Origin of the sequence: Bacillus sp. FSL H8-0516, assembly GCF_038635285.1 — a bacterium.
Taxonomy (GTDB): domain Bacteria; phylum Bacillota; class Bacilli; order Bacillales; family Bacillaceae; genus Bacillus; species Bacillus safensis.
Window position 1 is genome coordinate 477385 of sequence record NZ_CP152051.1, and the last position, 17544, is coordinate 494928.

Here is a 17544-nt window from a genome sequence, read left to right on the forward strand (position 1 = left end):
CGGTTTCAGTCCTGCGTGCTGGTGCTTGCGAATGTCAAATTCGCTCCGCTTCAGTACTCGTCCTTCCTAGGTCTGCAAAGGTTTCTATCACGCTGAAAAGGAGAAAAAGGGCTAAAACGAATTTCGTTTTAGCCCTTTTTGATTAAGCTTTTGTATCATACTGGCGAAGCACCTTATCGTAGGCGAAGTTACCGAAAGGAATGAAAGCCGCAAAAAAGCCGGCGATGGACCATTTCAAATGCCAGCGAACTTTAAAAGTCACATATGCCAAAATGAGCATATAGATGACAAACAATGCGCCATGAAGAGAGCCTACAATAGTGACTGCCATCGGAATATCCGCAAAATATTTTAGAGGCATGGCAATTAAAAGAAGGGTTAAAAGAGACATACCCTCAATAAAACCCGCCTGTCGAAGACGGCTAATACTTGTATGCATATACAAATCCTCCTGTATAAAAGCTAGTTTCTCATCTTCTAATATAAACGAAAGATCGTCTGGACATGCTGAAATCTACGAAAAATTCAAAATATGTTCATGTTATTTTTAAAAAATGTCTTTTTTTGTGCTGGATTTATTCAGATTGTTCCTTTTTAAAGTGTTTAAATCATTATGCATTTTCCATAGGTTTTTATCGCCATTGTAGTAAAAGTATTTTTTCGTCATAAAGTGCTCATTTTTATAAGAAAGATCTAATACCATGGATTTTTCTAAGATATTTGCAGAAACTTTTTTTGTTTGCTTTAACCTGAGATCAAGTAAAAAAGATGTAATTAAAATTCCCACTACATATGGTGCAAAAAAAATTGTACCAACACTTATAATATTCGCTTTGGAAAAATTACTTAAATATGTTTTAAAGTTAGAGAAATTATTCTGAATCACTGCGATATCAGTATCCTTGTAGTATTCCAAATTTTTAAGTTCGTTTAATAAAGAAATTGGTGTAAAACTTATACTTACAAAGAAAAAGATTGCTAAAGAGCTTAAGGTTAAAGTGATATTGCTTATTTTAAAAGCTGTACTTAATTGCTCAAGTTGATATGCTGGATGGATAAGTACAGTTATGCATAAAAATACAGTTGAGTAGATAGATAGTGTTATAAACTCGTATGTGTGGTTTTCAACTACATAGGAAAGAATAATTAAAGTTTTTGGCGAAAATAAATTATAAAGTTCTGTAAAAAATTTTTGATTACTATTACTAGCTTCTAAGGGTAAAAAACTTAAAAGTAAAGAGAACAAAGAGAACAAAGATACAACAACTAAAAGCAATGTGAATAATCCTAAAAATGTAACACTAATAATACAACAAAATCTGAAAATATAACTATTTTTAATTATTGCAAGCCCACTAAAAAACAAACAGATAATAAAGCAGAAGAAAGAAATCGTATGAAAATTGCTAAAATAATTATAACCAAGATATTTAAATGTTATAAATCCTAAAATCAAAGTTAATACAGAAATATATATATAGGTTTTCCCTCTAGCTACACGATCTGATTTAAACCCTGGTTCACTAATGTCTATATTTTTGAAATTCTTGAATGAATTAATTATACTAACTATTTTTAATATCCATGTAAAAGGGATTAATAGTATAGAGATAAGTAATAAATATTCATTTTCAGAAAATAATATTAGAGTAGTAATAAAATAGAGAAGAGATGCCCAGCAGAGATCAAAAAAAGATACGTTGTGTATGTAATCATTAAATATTTTCATAAATTACTCCTAATTTGTAAAATAATTTAATTAAATATAACATTATCTGAATTTATTTTCTAGAAGATCATTGAATTTTTTAGTCATTAGAACCACATCTCCACGTCTGCTATAATAAAAGGATGGATAGAAGAAAGAGATGTGAAATCTAGTGTCAAAAACAGTTGTATTAGCAGAGAAACCTTCAGTAGGACGTGACTTAGCACGTGTACTGAAGTGTCATAAAAAAGGAAATGGTTTTTTAGAAGGAGATCAATACATTGTAACGTGGGCCCTTGGCCATTTGGTTACACTGGCTGATCCAGAAGGCTACGGAAAAGAATTTCAATCCTGGCGTTTAGAGGATTTGCCGATCATTCCAGAGCCGCTAAAGCTTGTCGTCATGAAAAAGACAGGTAAACAATTTCAAGCAGTAAAAGCACAGCTTGCAAGAAAAGATGTAAAAGACATTGTCATCGCAACAGATGCTGGACGTGAAGGGGAGCTTGTCGCAAGATGGATTCTTGAAAAAGCACATGTGAAAAAGCCCCTAAAACGACTATGGATCTCATCTGTTACGGACAAAGCCATTCAAGAAGGCTTCAAACGACTAAAAGACGGCAGAGAATATGATAATCTGTATCGCTCAGCGGTTGCACGTGCAGAGGCAGACTGGATTGTAGGGATCAACGCAACAAGGGCGCTGACGACCAAATTCAATGCACAGCTTTCCTGCGGACGGGTACAAACACCAACGATTGCCATGATCGCCAAACGAGAAGAAGACATTCAGCAATTCCAGCCGAAGCCGTTTTATGGAATGACTGCACAAGTAGATGGACTCACCTTGACGTGGCAGGATGCCAAAACAAAGCAAAACCGCACATTCCAAGAGAATGTCATAAAAGAGCGTTTGGCAGGCTGCAAAGGAAAACCAGCAGTGATCGATGCATTGAAAAAAACAGCGAAAAAAGCTTTTGCTCCAGGGCTGTACGACCTCACTGAATTGCAGCGTGATGCGCATAAACGCTACGGCTTCTCGGCGAAAGAAACCTTGTCTACACTTCAACGGTTGTATGAGCAGCATAAGCTTGTGACATATCCGCGTACAGATTCACGATTTATTTCAGCGGATATCGTTCCTACATTAAAAGATCGTTTAAAAGGAATGAACGTCAGACCGTACGCACAGCATGTGAACCGCATTTTACAATCAGGCGTGAAAGCGCACAAAGGCTTCGTCAACGATGCAAAAGTGTCAGATCACCATGCGATCATTCCAACCGAGGAAGAGCTGTATCCTGGTGCATTAAGTGATAAAGAGCGTAAATTGTATGATCTTATTGCCAAACGATTCCTTGCTGTACTCATGAATCCTTTTGAATACGAGGAAACAACGGTGATCGCCAAAATAGGCAGTGAAACGTTCACAGCAAAAGGAAAAACTGTGCAATCAGCCGGCTGGAAAGCCGTGTATGATGAATCCTATGAAGACGAGGAATCAGCCGAAGCAGATCAGCATCTGCCGGTACTTTCCGAAGGGCAATCACTTGAAGTGCGCCAGCTGAAAGAAACAAAAGGAGAAACGAAACCTCCTGCCCGTTTTAATGAAGCCACCCTGCTATCTGCTATGGAGAACCCTGCGGCATTTATGCAGAATCAGGAAAAGGACTTAGTGAAAACCCTTGGTGAAACAGGCGGACTAGGGACAGTAGCCACAAGAGCCGATATCATTGAAAAACTGTTCAACAGCTTCTTAATCGAGAAAAAGGGCAAAGATATTTTCATCACATCGAAAGGGAAGCAGCTGCTCTCCTTAGTGCCTGAAGACTTAAAGTCTCCAGCATTAACAGCGGAGTGGGAACAAAAGCTCTCTAAAATCGCAAAAGGACAGCTGAAGGCTTCTCAATTCATGAGTGAAATGAAGTCCTATGCAAAACAAGCCGTATCTGAAATCAAACAGACGAACCAAACCTTTAAGCATGACAATGTCACTGGCACCCATTGTCCGGACTGCGGAAAACTTATGCTGAAAGTGAATGGAAAACATAGCATAATGCTCGTGTGCCAGGACCGAGAATGCGGCCACCGTAAAAATGTGGCGAAGAAAACAAACGCACGCTGCCCGAACTGCCATAAAAAGCTCGAGCTGCGCGGAGAAGGCGATGGCAAAATCTTCGCTTGTGTGTGCGGCCATAGAGAAAAACTGTCTGTTTTCGAAAAACGCAAATCACAATCCAATCAAAAGAGAGCCAGTAAGCATGATGTGTCTAAATATATGAAGAAACAAAAGAAAGTGGAAGAACCAATCAATAACGCACTGGCTGAGCAATTAAAGAAATTAAAATTAGATCAATAGTATTATAAAAACCCATGCGGAAACGCATGGGTTTTCCAATGTAATCAAGCATATCGACATATTGTTTTTCTGAAAATGGGAATGTCTATGCGAAAAGACTCGTAATTTGGTATAAAATATTTATTTAAATTTAAACAGAAACAATCTATAATAAATCGTTGGAATGCTAAGAGAACGGGAGTTGAAAGGGGACACGAATGGATACACCCATACATCGCATAGGTATTGTTTTACTCATTGTCATTCTACTAGGCGGATGTACCTGGAAGCAGCAGAAGGAATCAGCTGATCCAGTATCACCACAGCCTGTATTGCCTGGAGAATATTTTATTACTCATCACCTCATGACAGATCAAGGCATGATTCGCACTTCATTTGCAGAGCAGCATATCTACTTATCTGAATCGCTTGGGCTTTGGATGGATTATCTTGTTCGAAAAAAAGACCAAAATTCTTTTGACCAACAATTTGGTGTCCTGCAAGATGAATTTTTACTAGACCATCATCTTCTCAGCTGGCAAATCGAATCTGATCAAAAAAGTAAGGCTAATGCTCTAGTTGATGATTTACGGGTAGTGGCGGCACTTCAAAAGGCAGATCGTTTATGGAAGAATGCAGCGTATCAAACCACAGCAAAAGAAATCGCACAAGCGTTAAAAGACAAAAATATGTATAGAGGCATCTTGTCCGATTATTATGATGCATCAACAAATCGAACTTCACACACAATCACACTCTCATATTTAGACCCAAAAGCAATCAAAGAATTGGAATCCCTCAAAATATTCACGAAACAAATGACGAGTAACCAATTGACCATTCTAAAACAAGCACCGAGAAAAAAAGGATTCTTTCCTAAATCCTATGACATAAAGAAAAAAGCCTATTCATTTGATCGAGAAATCAATATGATTGATCAAATCTATACGGCTCTACATGCCGATCGTGCAAAGGTGAATACGTCCGCGATCATGAAATGGCTTAAAACGACTTTTAAAAAAGAGGGAAAGCTGTACGGTAGATATAAACTGAGCACATTGCAGCCATCAGTGACGTATGAATCTCCTTCTGTATATGCGCTGGTCATCTTGTATGCTCTTAAACGAAACGAACCGGAATTCGCAAAAGAGGTGTATGACCGCATGAAAGAATTACAAATTCAAGATCCTCTCGAGGATTATTATGGAGGGTACATGAACGAAAAAGACACACACTCATTTGACAACTTATTGCCCCTCATTGCAGAAAGGGAGCTTTTTAATGAATCGGTTATTCAGTAGTACGTATCGTTTATATTATTCTCTGCTCCTCACATTTGCAGGTCTTATTTTGTTTATGGGCTACCTTGGTGTACATGATGCAGAGAGCTTTTTGATGATCACACTGACTTTTGTCGTGTTAGGATGCGGGATTTTATTTGGCATCTTACCAGCATTAATATTTACCTTGCTGATGCTGTTCTTTATAGGAAGTGCTATGTTCTTTACAGAGCTTGGTCACACAAATCCCTTCTTTTCCAATCAAACATTGCAGGATGTGGTGGTTTGGGGCGCAGCTCTTCTCTTTTTCGCGATTTCAGCAGGAAGCTTGCATGAGCGAATCAAGACGATGCGTCACACCATAGAACAACAAAAGCAGGCGATGAAACAATTTGTGGCGATTGACTCGACAACTGGATTTGACAATGCAGATCGGATGAAGCTGGAATTATCCGAGGAAATGAAACGGGCAGAACGCTACAAACAGCCATTCGTTTTTATCCTTCTTCATATCCATTATGCAGCGGAATTTAAATCGTTATATGGAGAAAAAGAAATGCAGCACCTATTTCAGCAATTAAGTATCAAGATTCGCGAAAGTGTCAGAGAAACTGATAAGAAATTTCGATTATCCGAAGAACGAATAGGATTGCTGCTTACTCACACACCAGAAGAGAATGTCTCTGTCGTCCTTGAGAAGCTAAAAGATAAATTGCAAAAGCATGTGCTGTTAAACGGTCGTGAAGTCACCCTGACTTTTCATGTCTGTCATTTAACAAGCAGTTCGGATTATCGTACGCCAGAGCAATTTTTAGAAGAACTAGAAAAAGAGATGATGATGAATGAACTTTAATTCTTTGATGAAATGCTGTTTGATGATGGCTCTTTTTTTCATTCTTTCGTTTCAATACATGGCTTCAGCCGACGCTCTTGCCAAGCCAGATACCCTGATCGTTTATTCAACAGAATCGGGAGAAGCGACTCCAGCAGTGCATATGCTGGATCTACTCGCCGGACATTTTTCCAAACAGACGACGATTGTATCTGATGAACATTTGGCTGAAAAGAAGATCAGCGAATTTCAGCAAGTCATCTATCTAGGGGAAATAAAGAGAACCTTACCAAAACAGACCATTCGTGTAATGAACGACGCACAGAAGATCATAGCCATTGGATACAATGCGGACCAGCTGCGCCCATTTTCCAAGCTTACTTTTCATAAACAAGAACACACGAGTCAAATCAAATATACAGATGATCCCACTTACCGTCAGCTAGAGAAAAGGATCATTGCGTTAACGGTTCAAGGGGCAGACTTGCAAAGGGAATTTCTATTGAAGAAGCATGAAGCTGATCTTCCATTTGTGATTCAAACAAAGGAAGGTGCGGCCTATATTGGAATCTTAAATGTCGTGCAGCACAGCGAGCTTCTTGCAGAAGTGCTAGAAAAAAAACTGCCTTCTTCTAATCAGCTGACCACAAAGTACTTAAGGCTTGGGAACATTAGTCCTGTCACTGACGAAAAGAAGCTGCTTGAGCTTGGACAATATGCATCCACTCGGCATATCCCGTTTCTGATAGCGGTAACCCCTGTTTGGGTGGATCGAACAACAGGCGATGAAGTGACACTGAGTGACCGCCCGAAGCTCGTAAAAGTGTTAAAACAATTGCAAAGCGATGGAGCCAGCATTATTCTTCATGGATTTAGCCGTACGTATCGAACAGAGAATTCTGGTCAGGACTTTGAGTTCTGGGATGCAAAGAATGATCAGTCCATTACGTCAAATGACCCAAAAAAAGCCGAGAAGAAGCAAAGTGCAAGTCATTTCTCGAATGAAAAAGACTTCCATGCTTATACGAATTCGATTAAGCAGCAAGAAATCATCTACACAGAAGAAAAACTGACAAAAGGCATTGAGCTTCTTGCGCAGCAAGGTCTCTATCCACTGGCATTCGAGGTGCCGCATGATGCCATATCTCAACAAGGCTATGAAGTGATATCAAGGCATGTGTCCAGTCTGTTTGGACAGGTACAGCTGTCGGACCATACGTGGAAAACAGCCGGTGCTCCGCCGCTCGTGACGAAGCCCGCTATGCTTCATGGCATGACCTTATATCCTCAGCAATCAGTAGAGCCAGCGTCTGACCAAGAAGGTTCAAATATTTTAACAGAGCAAAAGATTCAATCCATCCAGCATCTTCAATCACCCGCAATCGGGCTGTCCTATGATGTGGAATCCGGAATAACTGGATTGCAGAATCTGATGACGCTGATGGATGCAATTCCTTCTAGTGAATGGCTGGATTTAAAGAAAACAAAACAAACAGTCCAAACACCACATGTACAAATCAAAACATCAGGAAATGGACATATTCAAGTAGAACAATCCAATAGAGCAGAAACCAAAACAGTTAAACGAAGCGGCATGGAAAATATGCTGCGAATTCTCACCGTCGTGGTGATGCTGTTTATTGCGGCATTTGCTTTTTACACATTGTATTTAAGGCTGACAATGAAAAAACGAATTTTTAAGGAGAGAAAATTAGGTGGCTGATGTCTTATTTTATCTTTCATTAATATTGATTTGGATCATGCTCCTATACCACATGTTTCTCATGCAGGGCGGCTTTCAGCACTACCTGACCTACGAAAAAGTGCTGCCTGAATGGACGAAACAAGGGAAAGAGCTGCCAACTGTCAGCATTCTAATTCCTGCTCATAATGAAGAAGTTGTCATCCGGCAAACGCTAAAAGCAATGGTCCAGCTATCCTATCCTAAACATCTTCTTGAAATCATTGTGATTAATGACAATTCCTCTGATGGCACAGGGGACATCGTGCAGTCATTCAGTGAGCAATATGATCATGTCCATATGATTGAAACGAAGCCGCCATTTGCAGGAAAGGGAAAATCCACTGCACTGAATGAAGGCTTAAAGGCTTCAACAGGAGAAGTCATCTGCGTATACGATGCAGATAACATGCCTGAACAAAAGGCCGTCTATCATTTGGTTCTTGGTTTATTGAATGATCCGAAGGCAGGCGCTGTTGTCGGGAAATTTAGGGTTATCAATGCAGCCAAAAATCTCCTGACCAAATTTATTAATATTGAGACCATCTGCTTCCAATGGATGGCGCAGGGCGGAAGATGGAAGTGGTTTGGTATTGCGACAATACCAGGCACCAACTTCGCCATCCGCCGGCACATTTTAGAAGAACTTGGCGGCTGGGATGTTCATGCGTTGGCTGAGGACACCGAATTAACGATTCGTGTCTATAACCTTGGCTATGTCATTCGATTTTTCCCGGCTGCGATTACATGGGAACAAGAGCCTGAGACGTGGAAGGTCTGGTGGCGGCAAAGAACGCGCTGGGCACGAGGCAATCAATATGTTGTACTCAAATTTTTAAAACAGTTTATGAAGCTGAAACGAAAACGAATGATTTTTGATTTGTTTTATTTCTTCTTTACGTATTTCTTATTTTTCTTCGGTGTCCTGCTCTCAAATGGGATATTTATCGTGAACCTATTTGTTGACCTTCACTTATCTGTAGGAGCTGTTGCACTGATCCTGTGGGGATTGGCCTTCTTCCTCTTTCTAACAGAAGTGATGATTACACTAAGTATTGAGAAAACAGAGCTCACCAAACAAAATATACTCATTGTGGCGCTCATGTACTTCACATATTCTCAAGTATGGATTGCGCTAGTCGTGTACTCCTTATGTGTAGAGGCAAAGAGCCGATTATTCAAACAAGAAGTAAAATGGTACAAAACTGAGCGTTACGATCAACAACAAAAGAAAAGCGGGTGACAAATTGAAATCGGTAAAATGGATGATTTTTATATTGGTGATATCCCTTGCCATTCAGCCTTTTTTCATGGCAGGTCTAGCAATGGCGCAATCAAATCGAGTACAAGTGAAAGATGACTGGATTCGCTCATCTAAAGGAAGCCAGACAGAAACGCAGCACTTATCAGAAGATGTAGTGACCTTGTATGGACAAGAAGACCGCACTGAATTTTCTTATCAAATAGAAAAAGAAAAAGTAGAGTCTAGCACCCTTACATTGAATATAGAGGCTTCACCATTACTCATTTCGCCATCTTCGTTCACAGTCATGATCGATGGAGAGATTGAAAAGACCATTCCTCTAACAGGGAAAAAACAAAAGAAGTCGATTCAAATCAAACTGAACAAATCGCAATTGAAAAAAGGTTCTCATCAAATTCAGCTCGCATTTTATGGCGTGTTAAAAGAAGGTGTGTGTATCAACCAAGAGACACCTGCCAACTGGCTGAAAGTATATCCTGAAAGTGAGCTGGCTTTCAAAGGAACTCAAACGAAAGACGTGACGTTAGACAGCTTCCCTTCACCCTTCATTCAAACAGGTGATCAGAAAGAACAAACAGATATTGTGATTCCAAATTCACCGGAAGCAGCTGAATTAGAAGCGGCTATGAAAATATACCGTACGTTGAAAAACAAAGACCGCCAAGCAAACCTCAAACTCGTCCAAGAAAAGGACCTCAAGCAAATTGCGCATCCAACCATTGCTGTTGGAGCAAAAGGAAACTGGGATGGACGAGTGAAATCGATCGAGCAAGCTGCGAAAATGAAAACCGCAAGCAACCAGCTCACGTTAGCAGTGAGAACACTGACTGGGAAGAAAAAAGAACAGCCCATTTTATTTGTCACTGCTGAACAGCCGAAGACAATTGCTGAAAAAATCAATGTCCTGACTCAACCAGAACTGACCGATCAGCTCACTGGGACAGATTTGCTGCTTCAAAAGGTTACTGCTAAATCATCAAAACCATCTCATCAAATTCGTTTAAAAGATTTTGGTGGTGATGATGTAACGGTTGGAACCAAAAAGACGGCATCGGATCATTACTATTATCCGAAGGCATTGATCGCTAATCAAAAATCAGGTGCAAAGCTAAATCTATCATTTAAAAAATCTGATATAGCGAACAAAGCGGAACGCTTAACAGTCATGATCAATAACGAACCACACGATGTACCGTTAACAAAACTAGGAAACAAAGATGAGAATGGATTCTATCATGTGTCAATTCCAGTAGATTCACAAGTACTCCAAAAGAACGAATATATTGATTTGCAATTTGTTACTACAGGCTTTAAAAACATGGAATCCTGCAGACATACGGATGAAGAAGGCTGGATTTACATTGATAAGAACAGCTCTCTTCAAATACCAGAAGGTACGACTAGTGATACACCGGATTTAGCCGCATGGCCGCTTCCTTTCACATCAAAAACGCAGCAAGGAAAAACATTGATCGTCATTCCAGATCAAATCAAGCAAGAAACGATCAATCAAATGGCGATGCTGACAGAATCATTTAGTCAGCCGGAAGCTGCCCAATATCATTTAATCAAAGCTTCAAATGTGACAAATGATCAATTGAAAGATCACTCTCTCATTTTCATCGGGGGCATTCAAACGTTCTCTCTTTTAAAAGAAAAGGCAGACGATCTCATCGTTCCAGTGAAAAAGGATCAGTATGATGTATCCTCCTTTGGCATGATCAACGAAACGACTGCTCGTATTGTATGGACGCAGCCATCTATATGGAATAAAGAACAGACAATGACCGTCTTTTCAGGAATGAATGCAGCTGACGCTGATCTTTCACATGAAGTGCTTCGTTTCCTGCAAACAAATACGGAAACGGCAACAGTCGCAATCGAGAGCAAAAACAAAGACATGTTCTCTAATCATCAAACGGTCAGCAGCACAACAAATGATCTCCAAAAAGATGAAAAGCAAGGCATCGATGATTCTTGGATTTACTTTGCATGTATCGCTGCGCTAATTATTTTTGTGGTCGGGCTGATTATTTATTTCGTGCGAAAAAACCGCAAAAAGACTGATTGATAAACGATCAAAAGACCTTGAAAAAATGTCTTTACTTTGGTGTCAAACGGGAGTATGATCTCTTTTATAAAAGACCAATCGCTGAATCATTTCAATGAGCGGGGGAACCATTAGTGGTGCAGGACACCACGTGGGGTGAATCCTTTTTAGGTAGGGCAAAGTCTCATGCGCCCGAATCCGTCAGCTAACCTCGTAAGCGTTAAAGAGAGCAAAGACCAACCTGTGATCTAAACAATAGACGCAGGGGCATTCTATTGCCTCTGTGTCTTTTTGGCGATCCATCTTTTGTAACTTAAATCGTTTGACACTAAAGGAGCGGGCATCACATGTACAGTTTGATGAAGCGTATTTTAATTGGGAAACCATTAAAATCACAGGCAGCAGGAGAACAAAAACTATCAAAAATCAAAGCGTTGGCATTATTGTCATCAGACGCATTGTCATCCGTTGCATATGGTACAGAACAAATCTTGATTGTTCTTTCCGTTGTTAGTGCAGCAGCATTTTGGTACTCACTCCCGATTGCAGGTTGTGTATTAATTCTTTTAATGGCGTTAATTTTATCTTACCGCCAAATTATTTATGCTTATCCAGAAGGCGGAGGGGCTTATGTCGTCTCTAGCAGAAACTTAGGTGAAAAGCCAGGACTGGTCGCTGGCGGATCATTGCTTGTAGATTATATTCTGACTGTAGCAGTGAGTATATCAGCGGGTACCGATGCCATCACATCGGCTTTTCCGGCACTATACCCATATCATGTGCTGATTTCAATTATATTGGTCATTTTGATCATGGTGCTTAACCTTCGTGGATTGACAGAATCGGCATCTATATTGGCCTATCCCGTATACTTGTTTGTATTATCACTCCTTATACTAATTGGAGTCGGAGGCTTTAAATTATTAACAGGAGGCATCCCGCCAGCACCTGAGCATACAGCGATCGGCACACATGTACCTGGCATTACATTATTTCTTTTATTAAAAGCATTTTCGTCTGGCTGTTCAGCACTGACTGGGGTAGAAGCCATTTCAAATACCATTCCTTCCTTTAAAAAACCAGCTGCACAAAATGCAGCGAGAACATTATTGATGATGGGTGGATTACTAGCCGTATTATTTGTTGGCGTAACATTGCTTGCGTTTGGTTTTGGCATCTCACCAAAGCCAGAAGAAACGGTTGTATCACAAATTGCATCAGATACATTTGGACGTACATTTTTCTATTATGTCATTCAGGCTGTCACAGCTTTAATCTTGATATTAGCGGCAAACACCGGCTTTTCCGCCTTTCCTTTATTGGCGGTCAACTTAGCAAAGGATAAATATATGCCGCGCATGTTTACAGTAAGAGGGGATCGACTTGGTTATTCTAATGGCATTATCTTTTTGGGTGTAGCTTCCATGCTGCTCATTTGGTTGTTTGATGGGAAAACGGAACACCTCATTCCGCTATATGCTGTCGGTGTATTTATTCCATTTACCTTGTCACAGACCGGCATGTGTGTGAAGTGGATTCGTGAAAAACCGCAGGGCTGGAAAACGAAAATGCCTATCAATATAGTCGGAGCACTGATTTCTTTCACGGTTCTCATGATTCTTATTTTGACCAAGTTCCATCTTGTATGGCCAGTATTTGTTTTCATGCCAATTGTGCTATTGATCTTTCATTCCATAAAAAAGCATTATCTGTCTGTCGGAGAACAACTGCGTTTAATGAATGAAACAGAGCCTGTTGAGATTAAAGGAAATGTGGTCATCGTGCCAATAGCAGGAGTAACACGTGTCGTTGAGCAATCTGTTCAATATGCAAAATCCTTATCAGAGCAAGTCATAGCAGTTCATGTATCTTTTGATAAAGAAAAAGATAAGAAAATTGAAGCGGATTGGGAAAAACTGAACAGCGGTGTGCGGCTTGTGATATTGCATTCGTCTTATCGAAGTCTTATTCATCCGCTTGATAAATTTCTTGAAACGGTTGAGGCTAAAGCAAATGCGCATCAATATAAAGTGATGGTGCTTGTGCCTCAATTTATCCCGAAAAAAAGATGGCATACGATCTTGCATAACCAATCTGCCTTTTTATTAAGATTCCGTCTATTATGGAAACGGGATATTGTGGTCGCCACCCTTCCATATCATTTTAAAAAGTAGCAGCAAGTTGAAACGTTTGATCAAAAGGGTGCGGTGGTATGGAGTAAGAAAAAAGGAGTTTTCTCACATGCCGCAAAGAACCGCAGGAAAAGAAGTAACAGCGCTACTGGAAGAGTGGGGCGTAAAACATATTTATGGAATGCCCGGCGACAGCATAAACGAATTGATTGAAGAGCTTAGGCATGAATCAAGCCAAATACAATTTATACAAACGAGACATGAAGAAGTGGCGGCACTCTCAGCGGCGGCTGATGCCAAACTAACAGGTAAGCTCGGTGTCTGCTTATCCATCGCTGGACCGGGTGCTGTTCACTTATTAAATGGACTATACGATGCAAAAGCAGATGGCGCACCCGTTTTAGCAATTGCAGGGCAGGTTGCGTCGAATGAAGTAGGAAGAGACACATTTCAAGAAATCAAATTAGAGCGGATGTTTGACGACGTCGCTGTCTTTAATCAGCAGGTACAAACAGCAGAAGCTCTGCCTGATTTATTGAATCAAGCCATTAAAGCAGCTTATACCCATAAAGGGGTGGCTGTTCTCACCGTATCAGATGACTTATTTTCTCAAAAAATTAAGCGTAAGCCAGTTTATACATCTCCTCTTTATGTTGAGGGAGAGGTACGGCCAAAGAAAGATCAACTGCTAAAGGCAGCACAGCTAATTAACAATGCGAAGAAGCCAGTCATCTTAGCAGGTAAAGGATTACGAAATGCAAAAGAAGAGCTTCTTTTATTTGCAGAAAAGGCTGCTGCACCTATCGTCATCACACTTCCTGCAAAAGGGGTTGTGCCAGACAGGCATCCATACTTTTTAGGAAACCTAGGTCAAATTGGAACGAAGCCAGCTTATGAAGCGATGGAAGAGTGTGATCTCTTAATTATGCTTGGAACTTCCTTTCCATATAGAGACTACTTACCAGAGGACACACCTGCCATTCAACTGGATATTAAACCAGATCAAATCGGTAAAAGATATCCAGTAGACGTAGGAATCGTGAGTGACAGCAAGAGTGGTTTGCAGGAACTGACCTCCTACATTGAATATAAAGAGCAGCGTGGTTTCCTTGAAGCTTGTACAGAGCATATGATGAAATGGCGAGAAGAAATGGATAAGGAAAAATCCGTTGCCACATCACCACTTAAACCGCAGCAAGTCATTGCTAGACTAGAAGAAGCAGTTGAAGACGACGCCATTCTTTCTGTTGATGTAGGAAATGTAACCGTATGGATGGCCCGCCATTTCGAAATGAAACAGCAGGATTTCATCATCTCCAGCTGGCTTGCCACAATGGGCTGTGGTTTGCCTGGAGCGATTTCTGCTAAGTTAAATGAACCGAATCGTCAAGCGGTTGCTGTCTGCGGCGATGGTGGCTTCACAATGGTCATGCAAGACTTTGTGACAGCGGTAAAATATAAACTGCCGATCGTTGTTGTGATCTTAAACAACAACAACCTTGGAATGATTGAATATGAACAACAGGTAAAAGGAAACATCAATTATGGTATAGAGCTGGAAGATATTGATTTTGCTAAGTTCGCAGAAGCATGTGGCGGCAAAGGAATCTCCGTGTCATCACATGAAGAACTAGCTCCAGCCTTTGATACAGCCCTTCAATCAGATAAACCCGTCATTATTGATGTTGCTGTCACCAATGAACCGCCGTTACCTGGGAAAATTACGTACACACAAGCAGCTGGTTTTAGTAAGTACTTACTGAAAAAATTCTTTGAAAAAGGCGAGCTGGATATCCCTCCACTCAAGAAAAGTTTAAAACGCTTTTTCTAAACAAAATGTAGTCGGTCCTCTCAAAAGAGGACTGACTTTTTTGTAATGAAAGAAAAAATATTTCAATTATCACTTGTTTTATTTCCTCTAAAAATATATGGAAATTATTTTTGTAACTTAAAGCCTATTTTTCCAATTCGCTGAGAAAGGTAAAATAGACTTTATGATCAATAATGGAGGGAGTGAATTCTTCTGGGCAAGATACTTGATGCAAAAGCACTAACAAGTGCCATGGACACAAGGGCAAAACACTATCAGGAACTCCGCGAACAAATGGTAGATTTAAAAAAGGCATTACAAGGTGTTGCCAATCTCGGTGATGATTTCACTGGGAAAGGTGCAGATAACATTAAAAGCTTTTATAAAGAGCTCGCCAGAAATGTAGACATGTTTATCAGCTTCATTGATAAGCAAAAAGCCTTTCATGAAGGTGTTTCTGGGACACTGGATGATACGAGCTTTGGCGGCGATACTTTTATAGAGGAACACTTTTTAGACAACGCAGTACATATGGGCATCAAAAACGCCAAAAGCATTGTAAAGGATCAAAAAAAGGCACTCAAAACCATTTTTCAAGACATTGATGACCTCATTTCCCTAGAGGTATTTGATAGCCAAACCTTTGATGAAAAAATAGAAGATGCGGAAGATGAACGAAAAAAGACGGTCAAAGAACTAAGAGAGCTTGATCAAAATTTAAAAGATGAATATGCTTTGTCAGAGACGGAACAGCAAGCTACAATGGCATTGTACGCTGAAATGATGAATGCGACAAATGACGGAAAAGCGATTTCGCCTATGAATTTTGACAAGAAAGCGTATCAAAATAGCGAAATCTACAAGGCAAAAAGCGATATTGAAAAACAAACTTCTGAATATCTGAAAATCAAAAAAGAACAAGAAGAAGCCCGCAAGATCGCAAAGGAACAAGAAGCCCTCGCCAACCGCCCTTGGTATGAAAAAGCCCTCGATTATGGTGGAAACATCGTGAATGAACTAACAGGTGTGAACGATGCAAAACGTGCCGCAACAGGCGTTGATCCAATCACAGGCGAGGAACTCACTGCAGGCCAGCGAGTCGCGGCAGGCGGCATGGCAGCAGCAGGCTACATCCCAATCGTCGGCTGGGCAGGCCGCATTTTCAAAGGCGGAAAAGCTGTCTATAAAACCACCCAAGCCACATCAGCCGCAGTCAGGGCAGTCGACATTTACAAGACAACACAAAAATCCTTTGACGCCTTAAAAACATCTCAAAAAGGTTTATATGGTCTCACCGCCACCAACGGCTTCAGCGAAGCGATCACAGGCCGAGACATGTTTGGAAACAAGATCTCAAAAGAACAGCAGGAAGCAAGTATGAACGCGGCGCTTGGAATGCTTTTGCCGTTTGGAGCGAAAGGGTTTCATGGTAAAATGGGGATTAAGGGTACGGGTGAAATTGGTTGGAATATGTCAAAAGGTGGAGGAGAAATAAATGGAAGAAAGTATTCTCAGCATGCTTTGGAAAGAATGGCACCTGATATTCCTGAAGTACAAGCTACTTTAACAAGTAGAGCAATTAAAAAAGCTGAAGAATTAGGATTTAAACCACAAACAAAAGAATTTAGTGATTTCATCAAAAAATATGTTGATCCAAGAAATATTCCACCTTCAGTTATTGAAGACGCTATAATGAATACGAAAAAGATACCTGGTAATAGAAGCGGAACGTTTGTTCATGAAACAATGGATGTCAAAGTAATTATAAATGAAGCTGGCGATGTTATCACAGTTATACCGAAATAATTAATAAAAGGATGAATACGAATGTTTATCAAGTATGATGAATATGATCTATTAGAACTTTTTCAAAGTGAGCCGGTGAGTATAACAGGCAATATAGATGATGGAGAATTAATCTATACTTACAAAGATGACCAAAATTTCAAGGTGATTTTAACTTTAGATGTATATAAGCAAACGAGTAGTCTAAGTATTACATTTAATGATTCTATAGTATTTACAGGTGATTTTAATAATGTAACAAGTATAAAAAAAGATGACAATGCTATGGTAATGAACGTGGGCGAAGAAGAGAAGCTAAAAGTTAAATTTTATAAACAAGTTGGAGTGGAGTTACTTTAAAATAGCCTTATTATATTAGAAAGAAATATAAAACAATTATGATATTCTCTCAGATAAATCAGTAGGTGAAGTAGTTGATACTTCTAAATATAATGTTATTGTTATCATACCTTGACTGGCTATATGCCTTTCAAGGTTTTTGTGTTTATTGGCTTTCATACCGAGAAAAACCGTTAAAATGGGAATCTTTTTCCTGAGTGGTTCATCGTATGATAGAGACAAGCAAAACGAACGTATTGAGCAC

The 17544-nt window shown here is 39.9% G+C and carries 12 protein-coding genes and 1 riboswitch; of the genes, 10 read left to right on the plus strand and 2 right to left on the minus strand.

What is annotated here, in order from left to right:
- Window positions 1-142 precede the first annotated feature (142 nt).
- Window positions 143-439: a DUF3817 domain-containing protein gene (locus MHB67_RS02295; RefSeq protein WP_008347156.1), complete on the minus strand. Its 297-nt coding sequence runs from the start codon at window positions 437-439 to the stop codon at window positions 143-145.
- Between the two features lie 108 nt (window positions 440-547).
- Complete coding sequence (locus MHB67_RS02300; protein WP_103132433.1) at window positions 548-1729, minus strand: hypothetical protein; 1182 nt, start codon at window positions 1727-1729, stop codon at window positions 548-550.
- Window positions 1730-1880: 151 nt separating this feature from the next.
- On the opposite strand from MHB67_RS02300, the gene MHB67_RS02305 reads away from it, so the two are divergent.
- The 10 genes from MHB67_RS02305 to MHB67_RS02350 all read left to right on the plus strand — a co-directional run bounded on the left by MHB67_RS02305 (window position 1881) and on the right by MHB67_RS02350 (window position 17300).
- On the plus strand, window positions 1881-4067 hold the full coding sequence (locus MHB67_RS02305; RefSeq protein WP_103132432.1) for a DNA topoisomerase III: 2187 nt from the start codon (window positions 1881-1883) through the stop codon (window positions 4065-4067).
- Window positions 4068-4264: 197 nt separating this feature from the next.
- Window positions 4265-5347 (plus strand): glycosyl hydrolase family 8, encoded by a 1083-nt coding sequence (locus MHB67_RS02310; RefSeq protein WP_103132431.1) that lies wholly within the window; start codon window positions 4265-4267, stop codon window positions 5345-5347.
- Window positions 5328-6179, plus strand: coding sequence for a GGDEF domain-containing protein (locus tag MHB67_RS02315; RefSeq protein WP_103132430.1), 852 nt, complete (start codon window positions 5328-5330; stop codon window positions 6177-6179). Before MHB67_RS02310 ends, MHB67_RS02315 begins: the two co-directional genes overlap by 20 nt.
- Window positions 6169-7881, plus strand: a complete 1713-nt coding sequence (locus MHB67_RS02320) for a DUF2334 domain-containing protein (RefSeq protein WP_103132429.1) — start codon at window positions 6169-6171, stop codon at window positions 7879-7881. The genes MHB67_RS02315 and MHB67_RS02320 overlap by 11 nt, the downstream gene beginning before the upstream one ends.
- On the plus strand, window positions 7874-9142 hold the full coding sequence (locus tag MHB67_RS02325) for a glycosyltransferase (protein WP_024427352.1): 1269 nt from the start codon (window positions 7874-7876) through the stop codon (window positions 9140-9142). Before MHB67_RS02320 ends, MHB67_RS02325 begins: the two co-directional genes overlap by 8 nt.
- Before the next feature lie 4 nt (window positions 9143-9146).
- The gene (locus MHB67_RS02330) at window positions 9147-11234 is read left to right on the plus strand and encodes a cellulose biosynthesis cyclic di-GMP-binding regulatory protein BcsB (protein WP_103132428.1); all 2088 of its coding nucleotides are present in this window, start codon (window positions 9147-9149) and stop codon (window positions 11232-11234) included.
- 69 nt (window positions 11235-11303) lie between these two features.
- Window positions 11304-11448, plus strand: a riboswitch (cyclic di-AMP (ydaO/yuaA leader).
- A gap of 112 nt (window positions 11449-11560) precedes the next feature.
- Window positions 11561-13387 carry an APC family permease gene (locus tag MHB67_RS02335; protein ID WP_103132427.1) on the plus strand — a complete coding sequence of 609 codons (1827 nt, stop codon included), beginning with the start codon at window positions 11561-11563 and terminating at the stop codon, window positions 13385-13387.
- A 67-nt stretch (window positions 13388-13454) separates the two neighbouring features.
- On the plus strand, window positions 13455-15176 hold the full coding sequence (locus tag MHB67_RS02340; protein ID WP_024425577.1) for a pyruvate oxidase: 1722 nt from the start codon (window positions 13455-13457) through the stop codon (window positions 15174-15176).
- Between the two features lie 192 nt (window positions 15177-15368).
- Complete coding sequence (locus MHB67_RS02345; RefSeq protein ID WP_342492918.1) at window positions 15369-16961, plus strand: T7SS effector LXG polymorphic toxin; 1593 nt, start codon at window positions 15369-15371, stop codon at window positions 16959-16961.
- A 21-nt stretch (window positions 16962-16982) separates the two neighbouring features.
- Window positions 16983-17300 (plus strand): hypothetical protein, encoded by a 318-nt coding sequence (locus MHB67_RS02350; RefSeq protein WP_025093598.1) that lies wholly within the window; start codon window positions 16983-16985, stop codon window positions 17298-17300.
- The last annotated feature ends 244 nt before the right edge of the window (window positions 17301-17544 follow it).

What these genes read in the sequence shown, in the direction of transcription:
- MHB67_RS02295 (WP_008347156.1), bottom strand. Translation starts at nt 439, where the DNA reads ATGCATACAAGTATTAGCCGTCTTCGACAGGCGGGTTTTATTGAGGGT.
- MHB67_RS02300 (WP_103132433.1), bottom strand. Translation starts at nt 1,729, where the DNA reads ATGAAAATATTTAATGATTACATACACAACGTATCTTTTTTTGATCTC.
- MHB67_RS02310 (WP_103132431.1), top strand. Translation starts at nt 4,265, where the DNA reads ATGGATACACCCATACATCGCATAGGTATTGTTTTACTCATTGTCATT.
- MHB67_RS02315 (WP_103132430.1), top strand. Translation starts at nt 5,328, where the DNA reads ATGAATCGGTTATTCAGTAGTACGTATCGTTTATATTATTCTCTGCTC.
- MHB67_RS02320 (WP_103132429.1), top strand. Translation starts at nt 6,169, where the DNA reads ATGAACTTTAATTCTTTGATGAAATGCTGTTTGATGATGGCTCTTTTT.
- MHB67_RS02335 (WP_103132427.1), top strand. Translation starts at nt 11,561, where the DNA reads ATGTACAGTTTGATGAAGCGTATTTTAATTGGGAAACCATTAAAATCA.
- MHB67_RS02340 (WP_024425577.1), top strand. Translation starts at nt 13,455, where the DNA reads ATGCCGCAAAGAACCGCAGGAAAAGAAGTAACAGCGCTACTGGAAGAG.
- MHB67_RS02350 (WP_025093598.1), top strand. Translation starts at nt 16,983, where the DNA reads ATGTTTATCAAGTATGATGAATATGATCTATTAGAACTTTTTCAAAGT.